General features: G+C 48.1%; 12 protein-coding genes. 6 read left to right on the top strand and 6 right to left on the bottom strand.

Going from position 1 to position 14,965, the window contains the following annotated elements:
• Window positions 1-363: 363 nt before the first annotated feature.
• The gene (locus AC5JLB_RS11000; protein WP_495873874.1) at window positions 364-2,241 is read left to right on the top strand and encodes a protein kinase domain-containing protein; all 1,878 of its coding nucleotides are present in this window, start codon (window positions 364-366) and stop codon (window positions 2,239-2,241) included.
• 108 nt (window positions 2,242-2,349) lie between these two features.
• On the opposite strand, the gene AC5JLB_RS10995 is transcribed toward AC5JLB_RS11000, so the two are convergent.
• The 5 genes from AC5JLB_RS10995 to AC5JLB_RS10975 form a co-directional block, all read right to left on the bottom strand.
• A complete protein-coding gene (locus AC5JLB_RS10995; RefSeq protein ID WP_495873873.1) occupies window positions 2,350-3,762 on the bottom strand; it encodes a DUF4335 domain-containing protein in 1,413 nt (470 codons plus the stop codon).
• A gap of 79 nt (window positions 3,763-3,841) precedes the next feature.
• Window positions 3,842-4,435, bottom strand: a complete 594-nt coding sequence (locus tag AC5JLB_RS10990; RefSeq protein WP_495873872.1) for a DUF3038 domain-containing protein — start codon at window positions 4,433-4,435, stop codon at window positions 3,842-3,844.
• Between the two features lie 171 nt (window positions 4,436-4,606).
• Window positions 4,607-5,320 carry a diacylglycerol/polyprenol kinase family protein gene (locus AC5JLB_RS10985; protein WP_495873871.1) on the bottom strand — a complete coding sequence of 238 codons (714 nt, stop codon included), beginning with the start codon at window positions 5,318-5,320 and terminating at the stop codon, window positions 4,607-4,609.
• 331 nt (window positions 5,321-5,651) lie between these two features.
• Window positions 5,652-7,256 carry an ABC transporter substrate-binding protein gene (locus AC5JLB_RS10980; protein WP_495873870.1) on the bottom strand — a complete coding sequence of 535 codons (1,605 nt, stop codon included), beginning with the start codon at window positions 7,254-7,256 and terminating at the stop codon, window positions 5,652-5,654.
• Between the two features lie 256 nt (window positions 7,257-7,512).
• Window positions 7,513-8,478 (bottom strand): SH3 domain-containing protein, encoded by a 966-nt coding sequence (locus tag AC5JLB_RS10975; protein ID WP_495873869.1) that lies wholly within the window; start codon window positions 8,476-8,478, stop codon window positions 7,513-7,515.
• Between the two features lie 392 nt (window positions 8,479-8,870).
• On the opposite strand from AC5JLB_RS10975, the gene AC5JLB_RS10970 reads away from it, so the two are divergent.
• The 3 genes from AC5JLB_RS10970 to AC5JLB_RS10960 all read left to right on the top strand — a co-directional run bounded on the left by AC5JLB_RS10970 (window position 8,871) and on the right by AC5JLB_RS10960 (window position 12,298).
• Window positions 8,871-10,010, top strand: a complete 1,140-nt coding sequence (locus AC5JLB_RS10970) for an anhydro-N-acetylmuramic acid kinase (protein ID WP_495873868.1) — start codon at window positions 8,871-8,873, stop codon at window positions 10,008-10,010.
• 141 nt (window positions 10,011-10,151) lie between these two features.
• Complete coding sequence (locus tag AC5JLB_RS10965) at window positions 10,152-10,598, top strand: hypothetical protein (RefSeq protein WP_495873867.1); 447 nt, start codon at window positions 10,152-10,154, stop codon at window positions 10,596-10,598.
• Between the two features lie 143 nt (window positions 10,599-10,741).
• On the top strand, window positions 10,742-12,298 hold the full coding sequence (locus AC5JLB_RS10960) for a serine/threonine protein kinase (protein WP_495873866.1): 1,557 nt from the start codon (window positions 10,742-10,744) through the stop codon (window positions 12,296-12,298).
• A gap of 208 nt (window positions 12,299-12,506) precedes the next feature.
• Here the strand turns inward: AC5JLB_RS10960 and psb30 are convergent, their stop codons facing one another.
• On the bottom strand, window positions 12,507-12,626 hold the full coding sequence (gene psb30, locus AC5JLB_RS10955) for a photosystem II reaction center protein Ycf12/Psb30 (RefSeq protein WP_495697339.1): 120 nt from the start codon (window positions 12,624-12,626) through the stop codon (window positions 12,507-12,509).
• A 215-nt stretch (window positions 12,627-12,841) separates the two neighbouring features.
• Between psb30 and AC5JLB_RS10950 the strand changes: the two genes are divergently transcribed.
• The gene (locus AC5JLB_RS10950; RefSeq protein WP_495873865.1) at window positions 12,842-13,549 is read left to right on the top strand and encodes a response regulator; all 708 of its coding nucleotides are present in this window, start codon (window positions 12,842-12,844) and stop codon (window positions 13,547-13,549) included.
• 48 nt (window positions 13,550-13,597) lie between these two features.
• Window positions 13,598-14,686, top strand: coding sequence for a sensor histidine kinase (locus AC5JLB_RS10945; RefSeq protein ID WP_495873959.1), 1,089 nt, complete (start codon window positions 13,598-13,600; stop codon window positions 14,684-14,686).
• Window positions 14,687-14,965 lie beyond the last annotated feature (279 nt).

The following is a 14,965-nucleotide window of genomic DNA, read 5'->3' as shown; positions in this document are numbered from 1 at the left end:
TTTCATAGTTCTCAAGTTGAGACACTGATTTAAGTTTAATCCTCTGAAAATTGGTAATTCATAAGAATTAGATGCTCTCGAAACTGAGCAACAAAAAAACTTTAGCAAACAACTTTTTTTCAGTAGATTTAGCTAATTTCTCGTATGTTAATTTTCTTAAATCAACAACTACTTAGGACAAAATCCATTGAGTGTGATCGTTGTCACATGTTCTAGGAGACTTGTATCACAAGAGTTCTGAGCGTCTAGCTTTTTTCAATTGAGGGGTCAAGCCCCATAGGTCTAATCCGTATCTTTAAGTAACAATAATTACAGTGATTTATTGATTAATTGTTACTGCTCTCCGAAGCTATGCGACCCGAAATGGTGACTTCAATTCCGACAGGAACGCTCCTTAGACAGCGCTACTTGATCAAGCAAGTTTTAGGACAGGGTGGATTTGGTCGAACTTACCTTGCGATCGATCAAGAGCGATTTAACGAGCCATGTGTTTTGAAGGAATTTACGGTTCCCTATCAGGATGATGCTCTCATTGACAAAGCCAAAATCCTGTTTCAGCGTGAAGCAAGCACCCTTCATCAGATTCAGCATGCTCAAATTCCTCGATTCTGGGCTGCATTTGAGCATGAGCAACGGCTTTTCTTAGCACAAGATTTTGTGAAAGGGCAGACCTATCGCACCCTGCTACAAGGACGGAAACAACGTGGTCAAACCTTTTCGGAGACAGAAATTCTTTACCTGCTTAAACACCTTCTGCCAGTACTGAGTTACTTGCATAACTCCGGCATCATTCACCGGGATATTTCACCTGACAATATTATTCTCCAAATCTCTAACGACTCTTATGAGATCGGTGGTGCAGATACGTTCAACGCCAAGTTACCTGTTTTGATTGACTTTGGATCGGTCAAAGAAGCTGCGAGTCATTGGCCCATCATTTCCACAATTACGCGTGTAGGAAAAGTCGGATATGCTCCGCCGGAGCAGTTGCAGACGGGTAACGTTTCGCCTCACAGCGATATTTATGCCTTGGGAGCGTCCTGTTTAGTGCTGCTGACAGGTCGGGAGCCACAAAGTTTGCTTGACAGCCAAACGCTGACTTGGCAATGGCAACCTTACACGCAAATGAGTGAGGGGTTAGCAACTGTAGTGCAGAAAATGTTGGCGCTGCATCCGGGCGATCGCTATCAGTCAGCAGAGGATGTTTGGGCAGACCTACAGCCTTGGATTGAAGGTGAAGTCAAGTCAACTCTACTTAGCCCTGCGATAGCATCCTCTGTTGACCGAGATATTGCCCCTGCTGCAAGAGATATCAGCGATTCAGCCATCATTACGACCCTCAAGACAAAGCTGTTTATGGGTTCTACTCATTCCAACAGTGGATCTTCAGATCCGCCACGTACCATGATTAAACCGTCAGAATCTCAAGGATTACCTCGTAAGAGAGGGCTTACGCCGGGACTCGCGATCGCAGCGAGTCTACTCATTGCCACAGGAATCGGAGCGCATTTGTTTAAGGTGACTTCTCCCCGTGGCAGCGCTCAAGCGATTGGTGTGGAGGCTGGAAAAAATGGAGACAATTCTCGCCCACTCGTCAGCAATGGGCAGCCCAAAAAAATCGAATTTGAACCTGGCGCAATTTCGTCTGTGGAGCAGGGAAATTTGCAAGACAGAAATATGCAGCCCTACTACATTGAAGCGGCTCAGGGGCAAATTATGACCGTCACGCTAGACGGAGCAGGAGTAGAGATGAATCTGCTGCGTGCCAACGGACAAGCGATCAATAGTTCCGCTTACCGAAGCCACAGTTGGACTGGACAATTGCCGGCTGATGAAGAGTACATCATTGAGGTGAATGGCTCAGGTGCCTATTCTATGGATGTTGCCATTACGCCAATCTCTAATTCTCCATACTCGGACACTCAACTGGTGAAGTTTGAACGAGGCAAAGCCTCCACAACGGTAACAGGAGATATTCGGGCGAACCGGATTCGGCGTTACCTGCTTGAAGCCAGGACTCGACAAGTGATGGCAGTCCGGGCATTAAAAGGGGGCGTGGCGCGTAGCGCAGTTCCTTCAGAGTTACGCTTCGCGGTGATTGCGCCGAATGGTCAGCGGATCGGTGGAAGCTCAACCGGTTCTCGCGATTGGCAAGGACGATTACCGATGGAAGGAAAATACGTGATTGAAGTATCCTCACCGAGAACGGAAAACTTCGCGCTGTCCTTGGAGGTGAATTAGAGTCGGGACTGCTTCAGTAAGCTTGGTCTAATCAACTAATCTAATTAAACAGGGATCGGCTGATATCGATCCCTGTTTTGTTGTTAAGGCGGCGTGACTTTGACTCGTTTACTCAGGCAGCGTTTGCACGGTGCCATTTGTTTTGAGAAGCAGCCGAACTTTCGTTTCTTGCCCATTGGGATTGGGCGTAGCGATGACTTCTCCAAGAGCAGGAATAGAAGCGCGATCGCGGTATAGAGTTGCATTTGGTCCGACTGGCTCAACCGCTTGCAGGGAGCCATCTGGTGCCAAGGTCAGAACGAACTGAATATCATCAGGCAATTCTTTGGGCGCTTGCCAACGAGACGTGAAGTAAGTCTTAAGTTCGTCAACTTGAGTTTTCGCAGTCTCAGGAGAAGCCTGTCTTGCAGCATCGCGGACACTCGGCAACTGAGGGCGATCGTTGGCTGCTCCAGCCCCTTGAATACTAGCAGCAGAACTGTTGCTGGGTTCTGAACCAAGGGGAAGCGGATCACCGTCCGGGTCTTTAGCGATCGATCGAGCAGCTGGAGGGGCTTTAGCTACCACTTGAGGCGCTTGAGCACCACTTGCCGTTTGATCGGGAATCGGTGCAACTTGAACAGATCCTTCTGGAGCTTCTCGAACGGGAAGTTGAATTCCTGATTGTGCTCCTTCTGGTGCTTTCTGCTCGACTTTGAATTTCGGCAAATTTTCTGGAGCTGTTGGAGCCGAGGGCGGACTATTTTCTAGCGATGGTAAAGGAACGGTTGTAGTCGGTAGACTTGGCAGTGTAAGGGAAGAGGATGGCTGAGGACTACTCGGTAAGGGCTGAACGGCTAGACGCTGATCGGCACTGCTTGCACCTTGGCTGGAAGCCGTTTGGGGATCAGGTTGTCGATCGAGCAAGCGGACGGCGGTAGTAGTCAACCCGATCGCGACGAGCGATACGGCGGCAATCTTGCCCCAAGCGGGAGAAGTGCTTGCCCAACTGGGTCTATTTAAGGTGGGAATAGCCGTTACGTCCGCCGCGTATTCATCGAGTGCGGTTGCTAAATCGGCAAGTTGGACAGCACTCAGTTGAATGGTGGAACCTGACTCCTCGGTGGCAAGGCTACCTAAGTGTAGTTCGTGGGACAACATGCCCTTGGGTTCGAGGTAGATGCCTGCGGTATTGCTCTGAGATTCAAAAGGCTGCCCATCTGACCCAACAAAGCTTTGGGGAGCGGCAACTGCACCATTGCTCAAGCTTTCGCGCTGTGTGATGAAGTTAGAGGACTGATGCAAGAACCTTTGAACGTAGCTGGTTACTGCATCACATAGGGCTTGAAGCTGGTTGCGATCGCCGCGAACGGCAACCCATCGATCTTCACTAACTCGCGGATCGTCAAAGCTGAGTTTGAAGCGGACATTCTTCAGCGCAGACTGCCCCATCCAACGAGAGAGGGGAGAATTGTTGGCTGCGATCTCTAGAGTGCAGGTGGGCGGCGTATACCGTCTTAAAACTGAGGTTGCAGAGGACATGGGTTCACTGTTGAATGCGGCAAAAAGAGCAGTTAGGGAAGCATAAGGGAATTGGAGCAGACGAGAGCAAGCCGCTCTGCTATGCTCCGAGCGATCGCTCTAGTAAGGTTAACCAGAGACGCCGGACTCCATGATTGCTTCCGTAAAACAATAAATCAATTAGCAGCTTTAGCGCTAAGTTTGTAAGCGATTCAGTCGGAATAATTTCGCCATCTTCCATGCGGTCTTGGTAAGTGTTGTGGAAGGCATCTAAATAGTTTCCTAGTAGAGCGGCTTGGTGAGGTTCGCGGTTTTGTTCTGTCATCTGTTCTAAAAGCGCGACGGCTCGACGAATGAGTTCGTTGTGCTGTTTGGCAAGATGGCAAATGATCAGGGTCAAGGCGCGTGCTTCGTCTACATCTAACTTTTTGCGTCCGCCTTGCCCCTTTCTCAATGGACTCGATTGACGCAGTCGCCACAACGACACACGATCACTGATCATGGATTCAAGTTTAAGATCGGTGGCGGCTTGGAGCATGGCTTCGGAACTGATGCTTGCGATCGCTTCGAGTGCCAGCAAAATCAGATCCAATTGAGCTTTGATGTTATCTAGCTGCTTGGAATCGGGCTGAATTGGAAGCGTAAGTTCCTCTAGGGAAGAGGAAGAGCTAGAGGGCTGCACGGTAGAGGTCATAGTTTCAGAGTAGAAGACAGTCGGGGTGAATGTCCGGCGGTTACAAGTCTTGAAACAAAGGACTTGGCAGAAATTACGAAAGTTTCTAATTGGAGGTTTTTATCAGTCTAGCGGTAGTGGTGCGATTGATCAGTCATCCAATGGACAGAAGACAACAATTTTTCTACTTTGTTAGATAAATAGAAACTGGCTCAAGAAGAGGCCAACAGCAGCACTGCCAATGGGTACAGTCAGATTGTCAATGCCAAATTTGGAGAAGGCTTCTAGGGTTGCAGCTACGATCGCGATCACGAACGAGATGAACCACGCTTGCCAAAGATTTCCTTGGGTTGCAATCAAAATAATTAGGCTCACTAAGAAACTAATGGCCGCCATCGTGAGCGAGCCTTCCCAGCTTTTCTTCATGTCCCATAACCAATAGGGATGGCGTCCAAAGCGCTGCCCGACTAGTGCAGCGAAACCATCTCCCCAGGTCATTACTAAGATTCCGATCGCAGCAAATTGAGGCAGGTTTAATGTCCAAAACCAGGCGACTAAGACGCCAATGCTCACTGCATAGAAAAATGTCCCCAAACTCTTGCGACCGACGCCGTTGATGCTTGGCAAAATGGGTACATAGTACGATAACAGCGCGATCGCGCTAAAGAAAACTGAAGCCACAACGCCGACCCACATCGGAATTTTGAGTAGCCACGCAAATAGAATGACGTTTCCGGTTCCAATGTGAACCACTTTACGAACAATTTCTGTGCCCGCTTGAGTGTAGCGGTTTACGCCTTCTGCCAGTAAGCCAATGAGGAGTAGCCAGAGGGCTACGATCGCAACGTTCATCAGCACGCTTGGAGACGTAGATGCGATCGGGTACTGAGTAAGTGAAGTGAGCAAGCTTGACCAGAAAATCACAGTCGAAACAGTGGAAGGAGCATTTTTAACGAAGCTTTCTCTCTACACTTTATCGGGTTTCGCTCTGTTGCATCTATTACGGTTTCTTAGCATTTCTTTTGAGGAAAAAGAGACACAATCTGGGTGTAAGGCAGCTAGAAGTCGGCACTAAACAGCCTGGAGTTGACGCCAATTCTACTGAAGATCGAATTTTCAAGTCTTTAGAGGGATGGTGAAACCAAAGAGCGGGGATAATCGTCGAGCGATCGCGAAAATTACCTTGACTAGCGCTTAAATTCTCTAATCTTTTCTGATGCAAATTTAATTTATACCGCTAAGCTTTTTTCATAACTGAAAATGGAACCTTTTGCGTGACTTCTAGTGTTGCTCCTTGTATATTCTTTTGCACAAACAAGTAATCCTTGTTTTGCCACAGTGGGATAAACGGAACGTCCTGCATTAAAATCATTTGTAGTTCAGCAAATAGCTTGTTGCGGACTTCTGGGTTTCGCTCTTGTCGGCTCTGATCAATTAGAGTGTTGACGCGATCGCTATAGTAATACGACCCTTGAGACGCGCTCGCTCCCTCTTCACAGCCTGCCTTCGATCCTTTTGTACACTCCATGAACGGTTGGATATAGTTGTCAGAATCGAGAAAATCGGGTGTCCAATCCAGCAGGAACATAGGATACGCACCAGTATCAAGATTTTTGTAGGCTGTGGTTGATTCGACGCTTTTGAGATCAAACTGCATCCATCGACCTAGTCTTTTCTGAGCGATCGCTTTTAAGGTGAGGGCAGCTAACTGATCGGTGACAACATTAGAACGATACCAAAACTCCACTTTCAACGGATTCGCTTCCGAATATCCTGCTTTTGTGAGCCATGCCTTTGCTCGTTCAGTATTCGCATCTCCCTCGGTTTGAAACACAGGTTTTTGTTCCTTCAAGGTAGCGGGAATTAAGCTATATAGCGGCTTAATCTGTCCTTGAAATACGCGATCCTGCAACAGCGATCGATCGATGATTGCCGCGATCGCTTGCCTTACCTCTACTTTATCCAACGGCTCAGACTTGAGATTAATCGTCAAATAGTTAATACCGCTACCCGATTGCTCAATCACGTTCCAGCCTGACTGAGCCGCCTTTTCTTGCAAACTGCGAATTTGATCGAGTGCCATCCCTTGATACGCGACATCGATCGCTCCGGTTCGGAACGCATTGAACAAGTTTGCAGGGCTAGAGAAAAACTGGACATTGACCCCCCGATTGGCAGGCTTTTCTCCCCAATATTGGTCAAACGCATCAAGACGCAGCGAATCGGTTCCATACTTTACCAATTTGTAAGGACCTGTCCCCACAAATCCATCTGGCTTAAAGTCTCCCGACTTAATTTGGTAAGCGTTAGGCGAAACGGCACATGCTCCTGAGAACGCCAACAGAGATGGAAACGCCGCAAATGGTTTTTTTAATTTGATCGTGAGTTGATCGGCTCCAGTAGCCGCGATCGAATCCACGGCATCTGATAGTAAAAATGCAGGAGAACCTCCGTTCTGAATAAATCGTTGAAGCGAAAACTCCATCGCTTTTGCATTAAATGGAGTGCCATCATGAAACACAACTCCTTTCCGTAAGGGAATCGTGTACGTCAATCCATCTGCGCTGACTTTGGGCAAGGCCGTTGCAAGCTGAGGCTGCAATTCGCTTGTGCCCAGTTTGTAGCCATACAGTCGATCACCCAAGTTATAAAGCAAGTTACCTGCAAAAATGCTGTAAGCATCCGCCGGATCAATTGTGCTAATTGTTGCTGTTGTGCCGACCGTGAGGCGATTTGTTTCGGTTGTGAAGGCGTCGGGAGTTGAGCGGGCGCAACTGATGGCGACAAAACAGCACAAGCAGAACAACAAGACGGGCTTCAACAGCGATTTCCAAGCGTTCATAGACGGTGATCGACACGGTACAGATAGTTTATACTAGCGCCGCCTATCCTTAAGAGTTCATGTAGCTCAGTGCAATAGAGACTAAATCAAAACTCACACCAAAATGTTTCGTTGGCATCGGATTTGTATAGTGGATATAGCGGCTGAACAAGTCGATTACAGAAGCTGCTGCCAGTGCGTAAGACCTATTGATAGCAATTTTCTAAAACGCGATTCCCTTTTGTGCTGCTAAGTCAGTGCCGGAAGCCAGTTGAGGCTAGGACTGAAGATCAATGGAGACAAAATCTCCTCGCACCCACCCCGTTGCACCCGATTTTGGAAATTTCACTTGATACCAATACGCCTTGTCTGATCCGGTGCGGCGAGCCAGTAATGTTACTTCATCGCCCGCATATCCAATATGGCGAATCTTTGCGGTTGTACTAGCTTCAGTTCGGATATTAATCGGAGTGTTGTAGTCTTGGCTGGTTGTGAGCGTACCCACACCCCCTGCAAACGGCTCAACGTTTGGTGAAGAGAATGTCTGTACAGAGTTCGCTAATGCTAATACATCCGGTTTGAGTCCGTTCTTAATGAACACGCCATACCTCACAGCGTTAGACTTCCAAGCAACAGAGGCTGTGCAGTATGCACCACACTGATTACTATATTGTGCTGGTGTTCCGTTAGCTAACGTGACTGGCTCAACTGTATTGCTTGGATTTTGAGTTTCATCAGAAATTGGTTCTATTTCTCTACCTTGTTGAGCCGAAATGCCGCCAAAGTTGCAAGCTGTTACCCCATGACAGTCTTTCGTGTGATCGAAGCTAACCTCATAGCGATCGCGGCTTGCCGTGCCGTTAAAATACATTTGACCCTCGACAAGCACGGCACTCGGCAATAGAACCGGAATCTGCGTAATTTGCTGGAGTTTTGATGCCAATGCTTCCGATTCAGCAGAATTCGGCTGTGTGATGTTTGGAGAATTCTGATTCGTGTTGGCTGAGGATGCTTCAGCAGAATTCGGCTGTGTGGTGTTTGGAGAATTCTGATTCGTGTTGGCTGGAGATGCTTCAGCAGAATTCAATTGTGTGGTGGTTAAAGAATTTCGATTCGTGTCGGTTGAGGATGGTTTTGCGGAACTCGTTTGAGATTGACTACAGCCTGTAATTTGAAGAGCGATCGCTAAACCAAATGTAAAGCATAATTTAGCAGGGAATGGAACTGAAAGTGACGTCTTCATAGGTTTATTTCTAATCCCATATCTCAAGGATTAAGGTTGCGATTGTCATTGGCTGTTATGACTTAATACAGAAAATAGCGGAGCAATTCCGGATGGGAATTCGCTGAAAACGCTTGGTCAACTGAGGATAAGCTGATTCGCTAGCGATCGTATTCAAGAGATGATTAGCGATATATTGCCCACGCGATCGCAGATGTTGCCAAAAAATATCGGATTACTCAAATTGTGATTCGGGAAAGCCAGTACCCACATAGAAAGTTATTTCTCTGGCGATCACTCAGCAGTTTCTTTGACTGCTTAAAGACATCAATATTTGCATTATTTGGATAAAAAAAGGAGTCAAGAGATAGAGAGAATGGCATGATGAGACAAACCATTTTTTCTCTCGTTCTATGCGTGTAATTGGTTTAATTAGTGGAACGTCGGTTGATGGCATTGATGCGGCTCTCGTTGATATTTCTGGCTCTGGATTTGAGCTACAAGCAGAGCTAATTGAAGGCGCTACGTATCCTTACCCTGAAGAGTTACAGCAATTGATCTTAAGAATTGGCGGGGGCGCTGCGATCGCAATGCTCGAACTTGCCGAGCTTGACGATCGCATTGCCGATCAGTTTGCCCAAGCTGCGATTGCAATTCAGAACAATCATGCCAAGGCTGACCTGATCGGCTCACATGGGCAAACCGTCTTTCATCGACCTCCTCGCAAGAGCAATGGGTTACAGCTTGGGTATACAGTGCAGCTTGGGCGAGGAGACGCGATCGCGCAGTTGACGCAAATTCCAACCGTCAGCAATTTTCGGGTTGCAGACATTGCCCTAGGCGGAGAGGGCGCACCCTTAGTTTCTCCGGTTGATGCTGCCTTGTTGCGACATCAGACCTACGATCGCTGCGTTCAAAACATTGGGGGTATTGGGAATCTCACTTATCTTCCGGCTAAAAATTCAGAGCATTCAACCAAGATTCTCGGTTGGGATACTGGACCTGGGAATATGCTGCTCGATCTCGCGGTTCAGCATCTGTCGAACGGCGAAAAAACCTTTGATGACAATGGAGCTTGGGCAGCGACGGGAACGCCGAATCGAGCGCTTGTAGACCACTGGCTTGAGCAAGACTATTTTCAAGCCCCGCCGCCTAAATCGACTGGTCGAGAACACTTTGGGCAAGCGTACTTAGCGCAATGCCTAGTCGATGCCTCTGAACTAAACGCGGCGGATCTTCTGGCAACGCTGACTGACCTTACTGCTGCAACGATCGCGCACAGTTACCAAACCTTTCTGCCTCGCCTGCCCGATCAGGTTCTCCTATGTGGAGGTGGTAGCCGGAATGGTTATCTAAAACAGTGCCTTCAAGCGCGTCTGGATCAATCTACGGTGATCACCACCGATGACGTAGGGCTAAGTGCTGACTTAAAAGAAGCGATCGCGTTTGCCGTGCTTGCCTACTGGCGATATCACACCTTCCCTGGTAATCTCCCGGAGGTGACGGGAGCCACTCGGTCTACCCTTTTAGGGGAAATTCGCCACGTACCCTAAAACCCAAGCGTGATAGCATAGGCAGCCATTGAGGAAGGCTAAACGATGAGGGGATACCTTCGACCAACGCTTTGCCAAACCGCACAGGCAATCATCCCAAACCGCCCTCTCCCCATCCCTTAGCACCCAAGGACTGCCATTGTGAACCACACCTTTTTACTGGAATCCGGACGCTGGACTCTTCAGGGAAACTGGCTAGAGCGGCATGGACCCCCCATTCTTGTAAAAGGCAAAATTCTGGTTGCCTGGAGCCGAGATGATTGGTTCACGATGGTGACAAAGCTGGTTTTTCCGGCGGGCGATCGCGAGGAAATAAGCTTTCAGTACAGAGGGCGGTTAGATGCAGGCGATCGTCGCTATACGTTTGTGCTGCAACACAGTCTCCTCGGTCGCGTTGAAGGAGAAGGTTGGATTGCCCCGGAATCAATTGTGCAACGCTATTGGGCCTTGGGTGATCGCCAGCGCCGCAGCGGATTTGAAACGTTGTATCGCGTAGATGACCATAAGTATTACTTGTCGGGTAATGTCCTGTCTGGGCACTATCTGACGAATACGATGGAAGCGACCTTAGAGCGCCAGTCGGAATAGAGCATCAGTGGGAAGTCTCCAGACCTGACAGTTACTTTACAAACCGAACTGTCCATACTGGGCTCAGACTTTTTCTCATGTTTGGTTGCCTCTTCATCTCGAATCTCTACTCCCATTTTTGTCCCCATTCCCCAAGGACTCCTGTGCAGACTCGCTCCCGTAAAGACCCTAGAATCGGACAGCTTCTCTCCAATCGCTATCAGCTAATCGAGTTGATTGGACGTGGGGCAATGGGACAAGTGTACAAAGCGGAAGACGTGTTACTCGGTGGCGTGATTGTGGCGATCAAATTTTTAGCCCAAACGCTGCTGACGCGCAAAATGCGCGATCGCTTCCGCAGTGAAGCCCGAACTTGCGCCCTGCTCAGCACCAAAAGTATGCACATTGTGCGAGTGATGGACTATGGCGTTGATGAGCAGGAGGTGCCTTACTATGTGATGGAATACTTGCAGGGTAGTAGCTTCAGCGATATTATCTCAACCCAGAATTTGCCGTTACCTCGGTTTCTCAGTTTGGCACGTCAGATTTGCGCGGGTATTCAGTGCGCTCACCAAGGCATTACGATCGATGGCTCGACCTATCCGATCATCCATCGCGACATTAAGCCGAGTAACCTGTTGGTCATTCAAGACTCGGGCTTTGGCGAACTCGTCAAAATTCTCGACTTTGGCATTTCTAAACTGCTGCAAGCAGACGTTAGCCAAACGAGTTCCTACATGGGCACGTTGGCCTATTCGTCACCAGAGCAAATGGAAGGGCGCGAACTCGACTCGAGATCGGACATCTATAGTTTGGGTGTCATGTTGTTTGAGATGCTGACCGGAAAAATGCCGCTCCAAGCCGATACTCACTCGTTTGGTGGTTGGTATAAAACGCATCACTTCCAAGCTCCGCGCACGTTTGAATCGATCAATCCCAATCTCAAAGTGCCGAAGATGCTGGAGAACTTGGTAATGAGTTGTCTGGCGAAGGATGTAAATGCTCGTCCTCAAACGATCGCTGATATTCTCAAAGCCTTAGAACCGTTGGAACAGCGCTACAGTGCGACGCGGCAAATTAGCCATCGCATTAGTGAAGCGCTGCTCAGACGCCCAGTAGCTGCTCCTGCTCGCGATCCTGATGCCCTGACACCGGATGAAGCGTGCCAACTAACGACGTGGCCCAAAGACAAACCCGTGGCTCAAATTGTGTTTCCGCATGTTCTAGAAACCAAGCGAGAAACGCTTGCGACAATTTGGGTGATGTTGCCTCAGCAAGAGATTGAAAACATTCAGATTGGCAAGCTCTACAATCGGCTTTACAAGAATTTTCTGTGTACGATGTCGCCTCATCCCATGATTTTATGGGTTACAGCGTTGTATAACCAACTCCACCACAAAGAGACCGATCCGCGATGGTTGCGCTGCTATTTGGATCTTAAAACCGAGCAGGGCGAGAAGATTTCGCGCCTGCTGATCGATAAAGAGAAATATTACATTCTGTTTTTTGCGATCGAAGATCCGCACCATTGCGCTTATGTTCTGCCCTTGCAAATGACGCCGATACAGCGATCGCAGTTGCTTCAATGGACGTTAACGAGTCGTACCTGGGCAGCGATCGGCAAACCGACGCTCAGTAAAGATGTCCTCAAGGACGAATTTGAGAAGCTCAAACCCAAAATCAAAGAAGAACTACAGGCACAGGGAGAGAGGCTTGGATAGCGACAAGCAAAGAGACAAAGAATTTGTTATTCGACAAGATAGATAGCAACAAAAAAGCCCGGTCAGTGATGACCAGACTTTGGAGCTACTCTCTCTTAAACCTGTAAAAATTTTGAGTTCACGGGGAACTGTTTATTCTGTCAAACACTGTTGCGGGTTCTCAAAGCCAACAAACACTGAAAGCGCTTGTAACTATTAGAGATTGCTACTAGAGATCGCCACCGCGAAAGGCTAACAGAAAGATCACCACCGGACCTGCCAGCATAATCATGCCTACCAGGGTCAACTGTGCGATCGCTTCAAAGTTAATGTTACTTAGAAACTCCATCTCTCCTCCCAAACAAGCCCAACTGGGTCATGAACAATGCTGCGCTAAGCGCTATTCTATCGGTCGATTTGTATCAATCTTAAGAAAGTTAACAAAACTCAATAAAACTCTACTTTGTCAGAAGCAAGGTCTTGATAAGCGGTACTTCCCCAAAAATAGTTTCTCATATTCTGGGAGTTGTTAAACTCTAGAGTGTTGTCTTTTCAACGCGATGTATGGAAATTCTGATTGTTGAAGATGAAGCAGAAATTGCTCAACTGATTCAGCTTTACCTTGAGAAAGAAGGATTCTCCTGTCGCACCTGCCGAGACGGATTGAGCGCACTAACCATGTTTCAAGACCAAAAGCCTGATCTAATCATCCTGGATCTAATGATTCCAGGCTTAGATGGTTTGGAAGTGTGCGCTAGAGTCCGTCAAAAGCCAGGGCTGAAAGATCCGTATATTCTGATGCTGACGGCGAAAGGAGAAGAACTCGATCGCATCATTGGGCTTTCGACGGGAGCCGATGATTATATGGTTAAACCATTTAGCCCCAAGGAGCTGGTTGCCAGAGTTCGAGCGTTGCTTAGACGAACTCTGCGTCAAGGCGGACAGAGCCAGATCTATCGGACTCAAAATTTTATGGTGGATTTAGACCAGCGCTCAGCGGTTCGTCAAGTGGATGGCGCTCGCACTGAAGCTTTAGATTTGACCACGCTAGAGTTTGACCTGCTCTCGACATTTATGAGTTACCCTGGTCGCGTCTGGAACCGGACTCAACTGATTGATAAACTTTGGGGTAGTAACTTCTTTGGAGATGAACGCGTGGTCGATACTCATATTGCTCGGCTGCGCAAAAAGATTGAACCCGATCCGGCAAATCCGACGTTTGTAAAAACGGTGATCGGCGTTGGATATAAGTTTGAAGACGCCGTTGCCTAGGCTTAGATGAACAGAATTAACCTCAGTACACGCCTCTTTTTGTCCCACATGATCGTGATGATTGTGGGCATCAGTACGCTGTTGGTGGTCGGAAAAATTTATTCTCCGCAGCTATTTATTTGGCATCTTGAAAAGCTGCAAGGGTACGGGTTTAACTTGATCTATTCCCGACGGCAACTTTTGGAGGGATTTGATTCGGCGTGGAGTCGAGGCGCGTTCTGGTCAGTCATTGTTGGAGGAACCTCTGCGATCGCACTGAGTTATTGGGTGTCCAAACGCATTATGCAACCCTTAGTTCAGATGGAACGCATCACTCGCCGCTTTGCCTCTGGACGTTTAGAAGAACGGGTTCCGACGAACGAAATTCCTGAACTGAATCGTCTGGCTCAAAGTTTTAATCGTATGGCAAAAAACCTGGAAGGAGTGGAACAGCGTCGCCGTGAATTGGTTGGTGACTTGACCCACGAATTGCGAACGCCTTTAACGGTTCTGGAAGGCTATTTAGAAGGGTTGAGCGATGGCACGATCGAGCCTTCAACTGATATTTATCAGCGTCTTGCCAAAGAAACGACGCGGCTTCGCAGGCTCGTAAATGATCTACAAGAATTGTCTAAAGCAGAAGCGGGCTATTTGCCGATCAATCTGCAATCGCTTAATCTCTACCCGTTGTTAAACTCCCTGATTCAAAAATTCTCCGATCAGCTGTTAGACGATAATCCGAGTCTAAAGCTCGACTGTCCTCAAACTCTACCGCTCGTTCTTGCTGATCCAGAGCGAGTCGAACAGATTTTGATTAATTTAATTGGTAATGCGCTGCGCTATACTCCCGAGGGCAGTGTCACCCTACGGGCGTGGGAAGCGGCGGCTCAAGTTTGGGTTGCTGTCGAGGATACCGGACAAGGGATTGCGCCAGAAGAACTACCTCATGTGTTTGAGCGATTCTGGCGATCGGATCGATCGCGCGATCGCCACTCTGGAGGAACGGGTATCGGCTTAGCCATTTCTCAGCGATTGGTCGAGTTACAAAATGGGGTGATTCAAGCCGAGAGTGAATTGGGCAAAGGCAGTATTTTTCGATTTTCTCTACCGATCGCGCCATCTGAAGCATTTAGCATTTCTGCGATCGCAAAACGTTAGTTCTTTGCATTTTAGGATTGACTCGCTCCTGCTGCCTGTTAAAGCGTCGCGATAACAGAGTCATGCGGATGTCAAACCACAACTGTACATTAAGACTTAGTAACCTGAGATTCGCTAAGCTGTGATGTTGCCCTATGGTTTTTGATCTTTTGATGGTCGGTATCATTATCATGTGTGCCCTCGCCTCAATTCGGTATTTGTTTCCTCGAAGCAAGCTTTCGTACTCATCGAGACGGAAGCGCTAATCTGGTTTTGCCCAGCCTCGGTTTTTTCCAGTCT

Source organism: Myxacorys chilensis (assembly GCF_059505265.1).
The sequence above is the reverse complement of the archived record's forward strand: the minus strand, read 5'-3'. Positions and strand labels throughout refer to the sequence as shown.

What these genes read in the sequence shown, in the direction of transcription:
- AC5JLB_RS11000 (WP_495873874.1), top strand. Translation starts at nt 364, where the DNA reads ATGGTGACTTCAATTCCGACAGGAACGCTCCTTAGACAGCGCTACTTG.
- AC5JLB_RS10995 (WP_495873873.1), bottom strand. Translation starts at nt 3,762, where the DNA reads ATGTCCTCTGCAACCTCAGTTTTAAGACGGTATACGCCGCCCACCTGC.
- AC5JLB_RS10990 (WP_495873872.1), bottom strand. Translation starts at nt 4,435, where the DNA reads ATGACCTCTACCGTGCAGCCCTCTAGCTCTTCCTCTTCCCTAGAGGAA.
- AC5JLB_RS10980 (WP_495873870.1), bottom strand. Translation starts at nt 7,256, where the DNA reads ATGAACGCTTGGAAATCGCTGTTGAAGCCCGTCTTGTTGTTCTGCTTG.
- AC5JLB_RS10975 (WP_495873869.1), bottom strand. Translation starts at nt 8,478, where the DNA reads ATGAAGACGTCACTTTCAGTTCCATTCCCTGCTAAATTATGCTTTACA.
- AC5JLB_RS10970 (WP_495873868.1), top strand. Translation starts at nt 8,871, where the DNA reads ATGCGTGTAATTGGTTTAATTAGTGGAACGTCGGTTGATGGCATTGAT.
- psb30 (WP_495697339.1), bottom strand. Translation starts at nt 12,626, where the DNA reads ATGGAGTTTCTAAGTAACATTAACTTTGAAGCGATCGCACAGTTGACC.
- AC5JLB_RS10950 (WP_495873865.1), top strand. Translation starts at nt 12,842, where the DNA reads ATGGAAATTCTGATTGTTGAAGATGAAGCAGAAATTGCTCAACTGATT.
- AC5JLB_RS10945 (WP_495873959.1), top strand. Translation starts at nt 13,598, where the DNA reads ATGATCGTGATGATTGTGGGCATCAGTACGCTGTTGGTGGTCGGAAAA.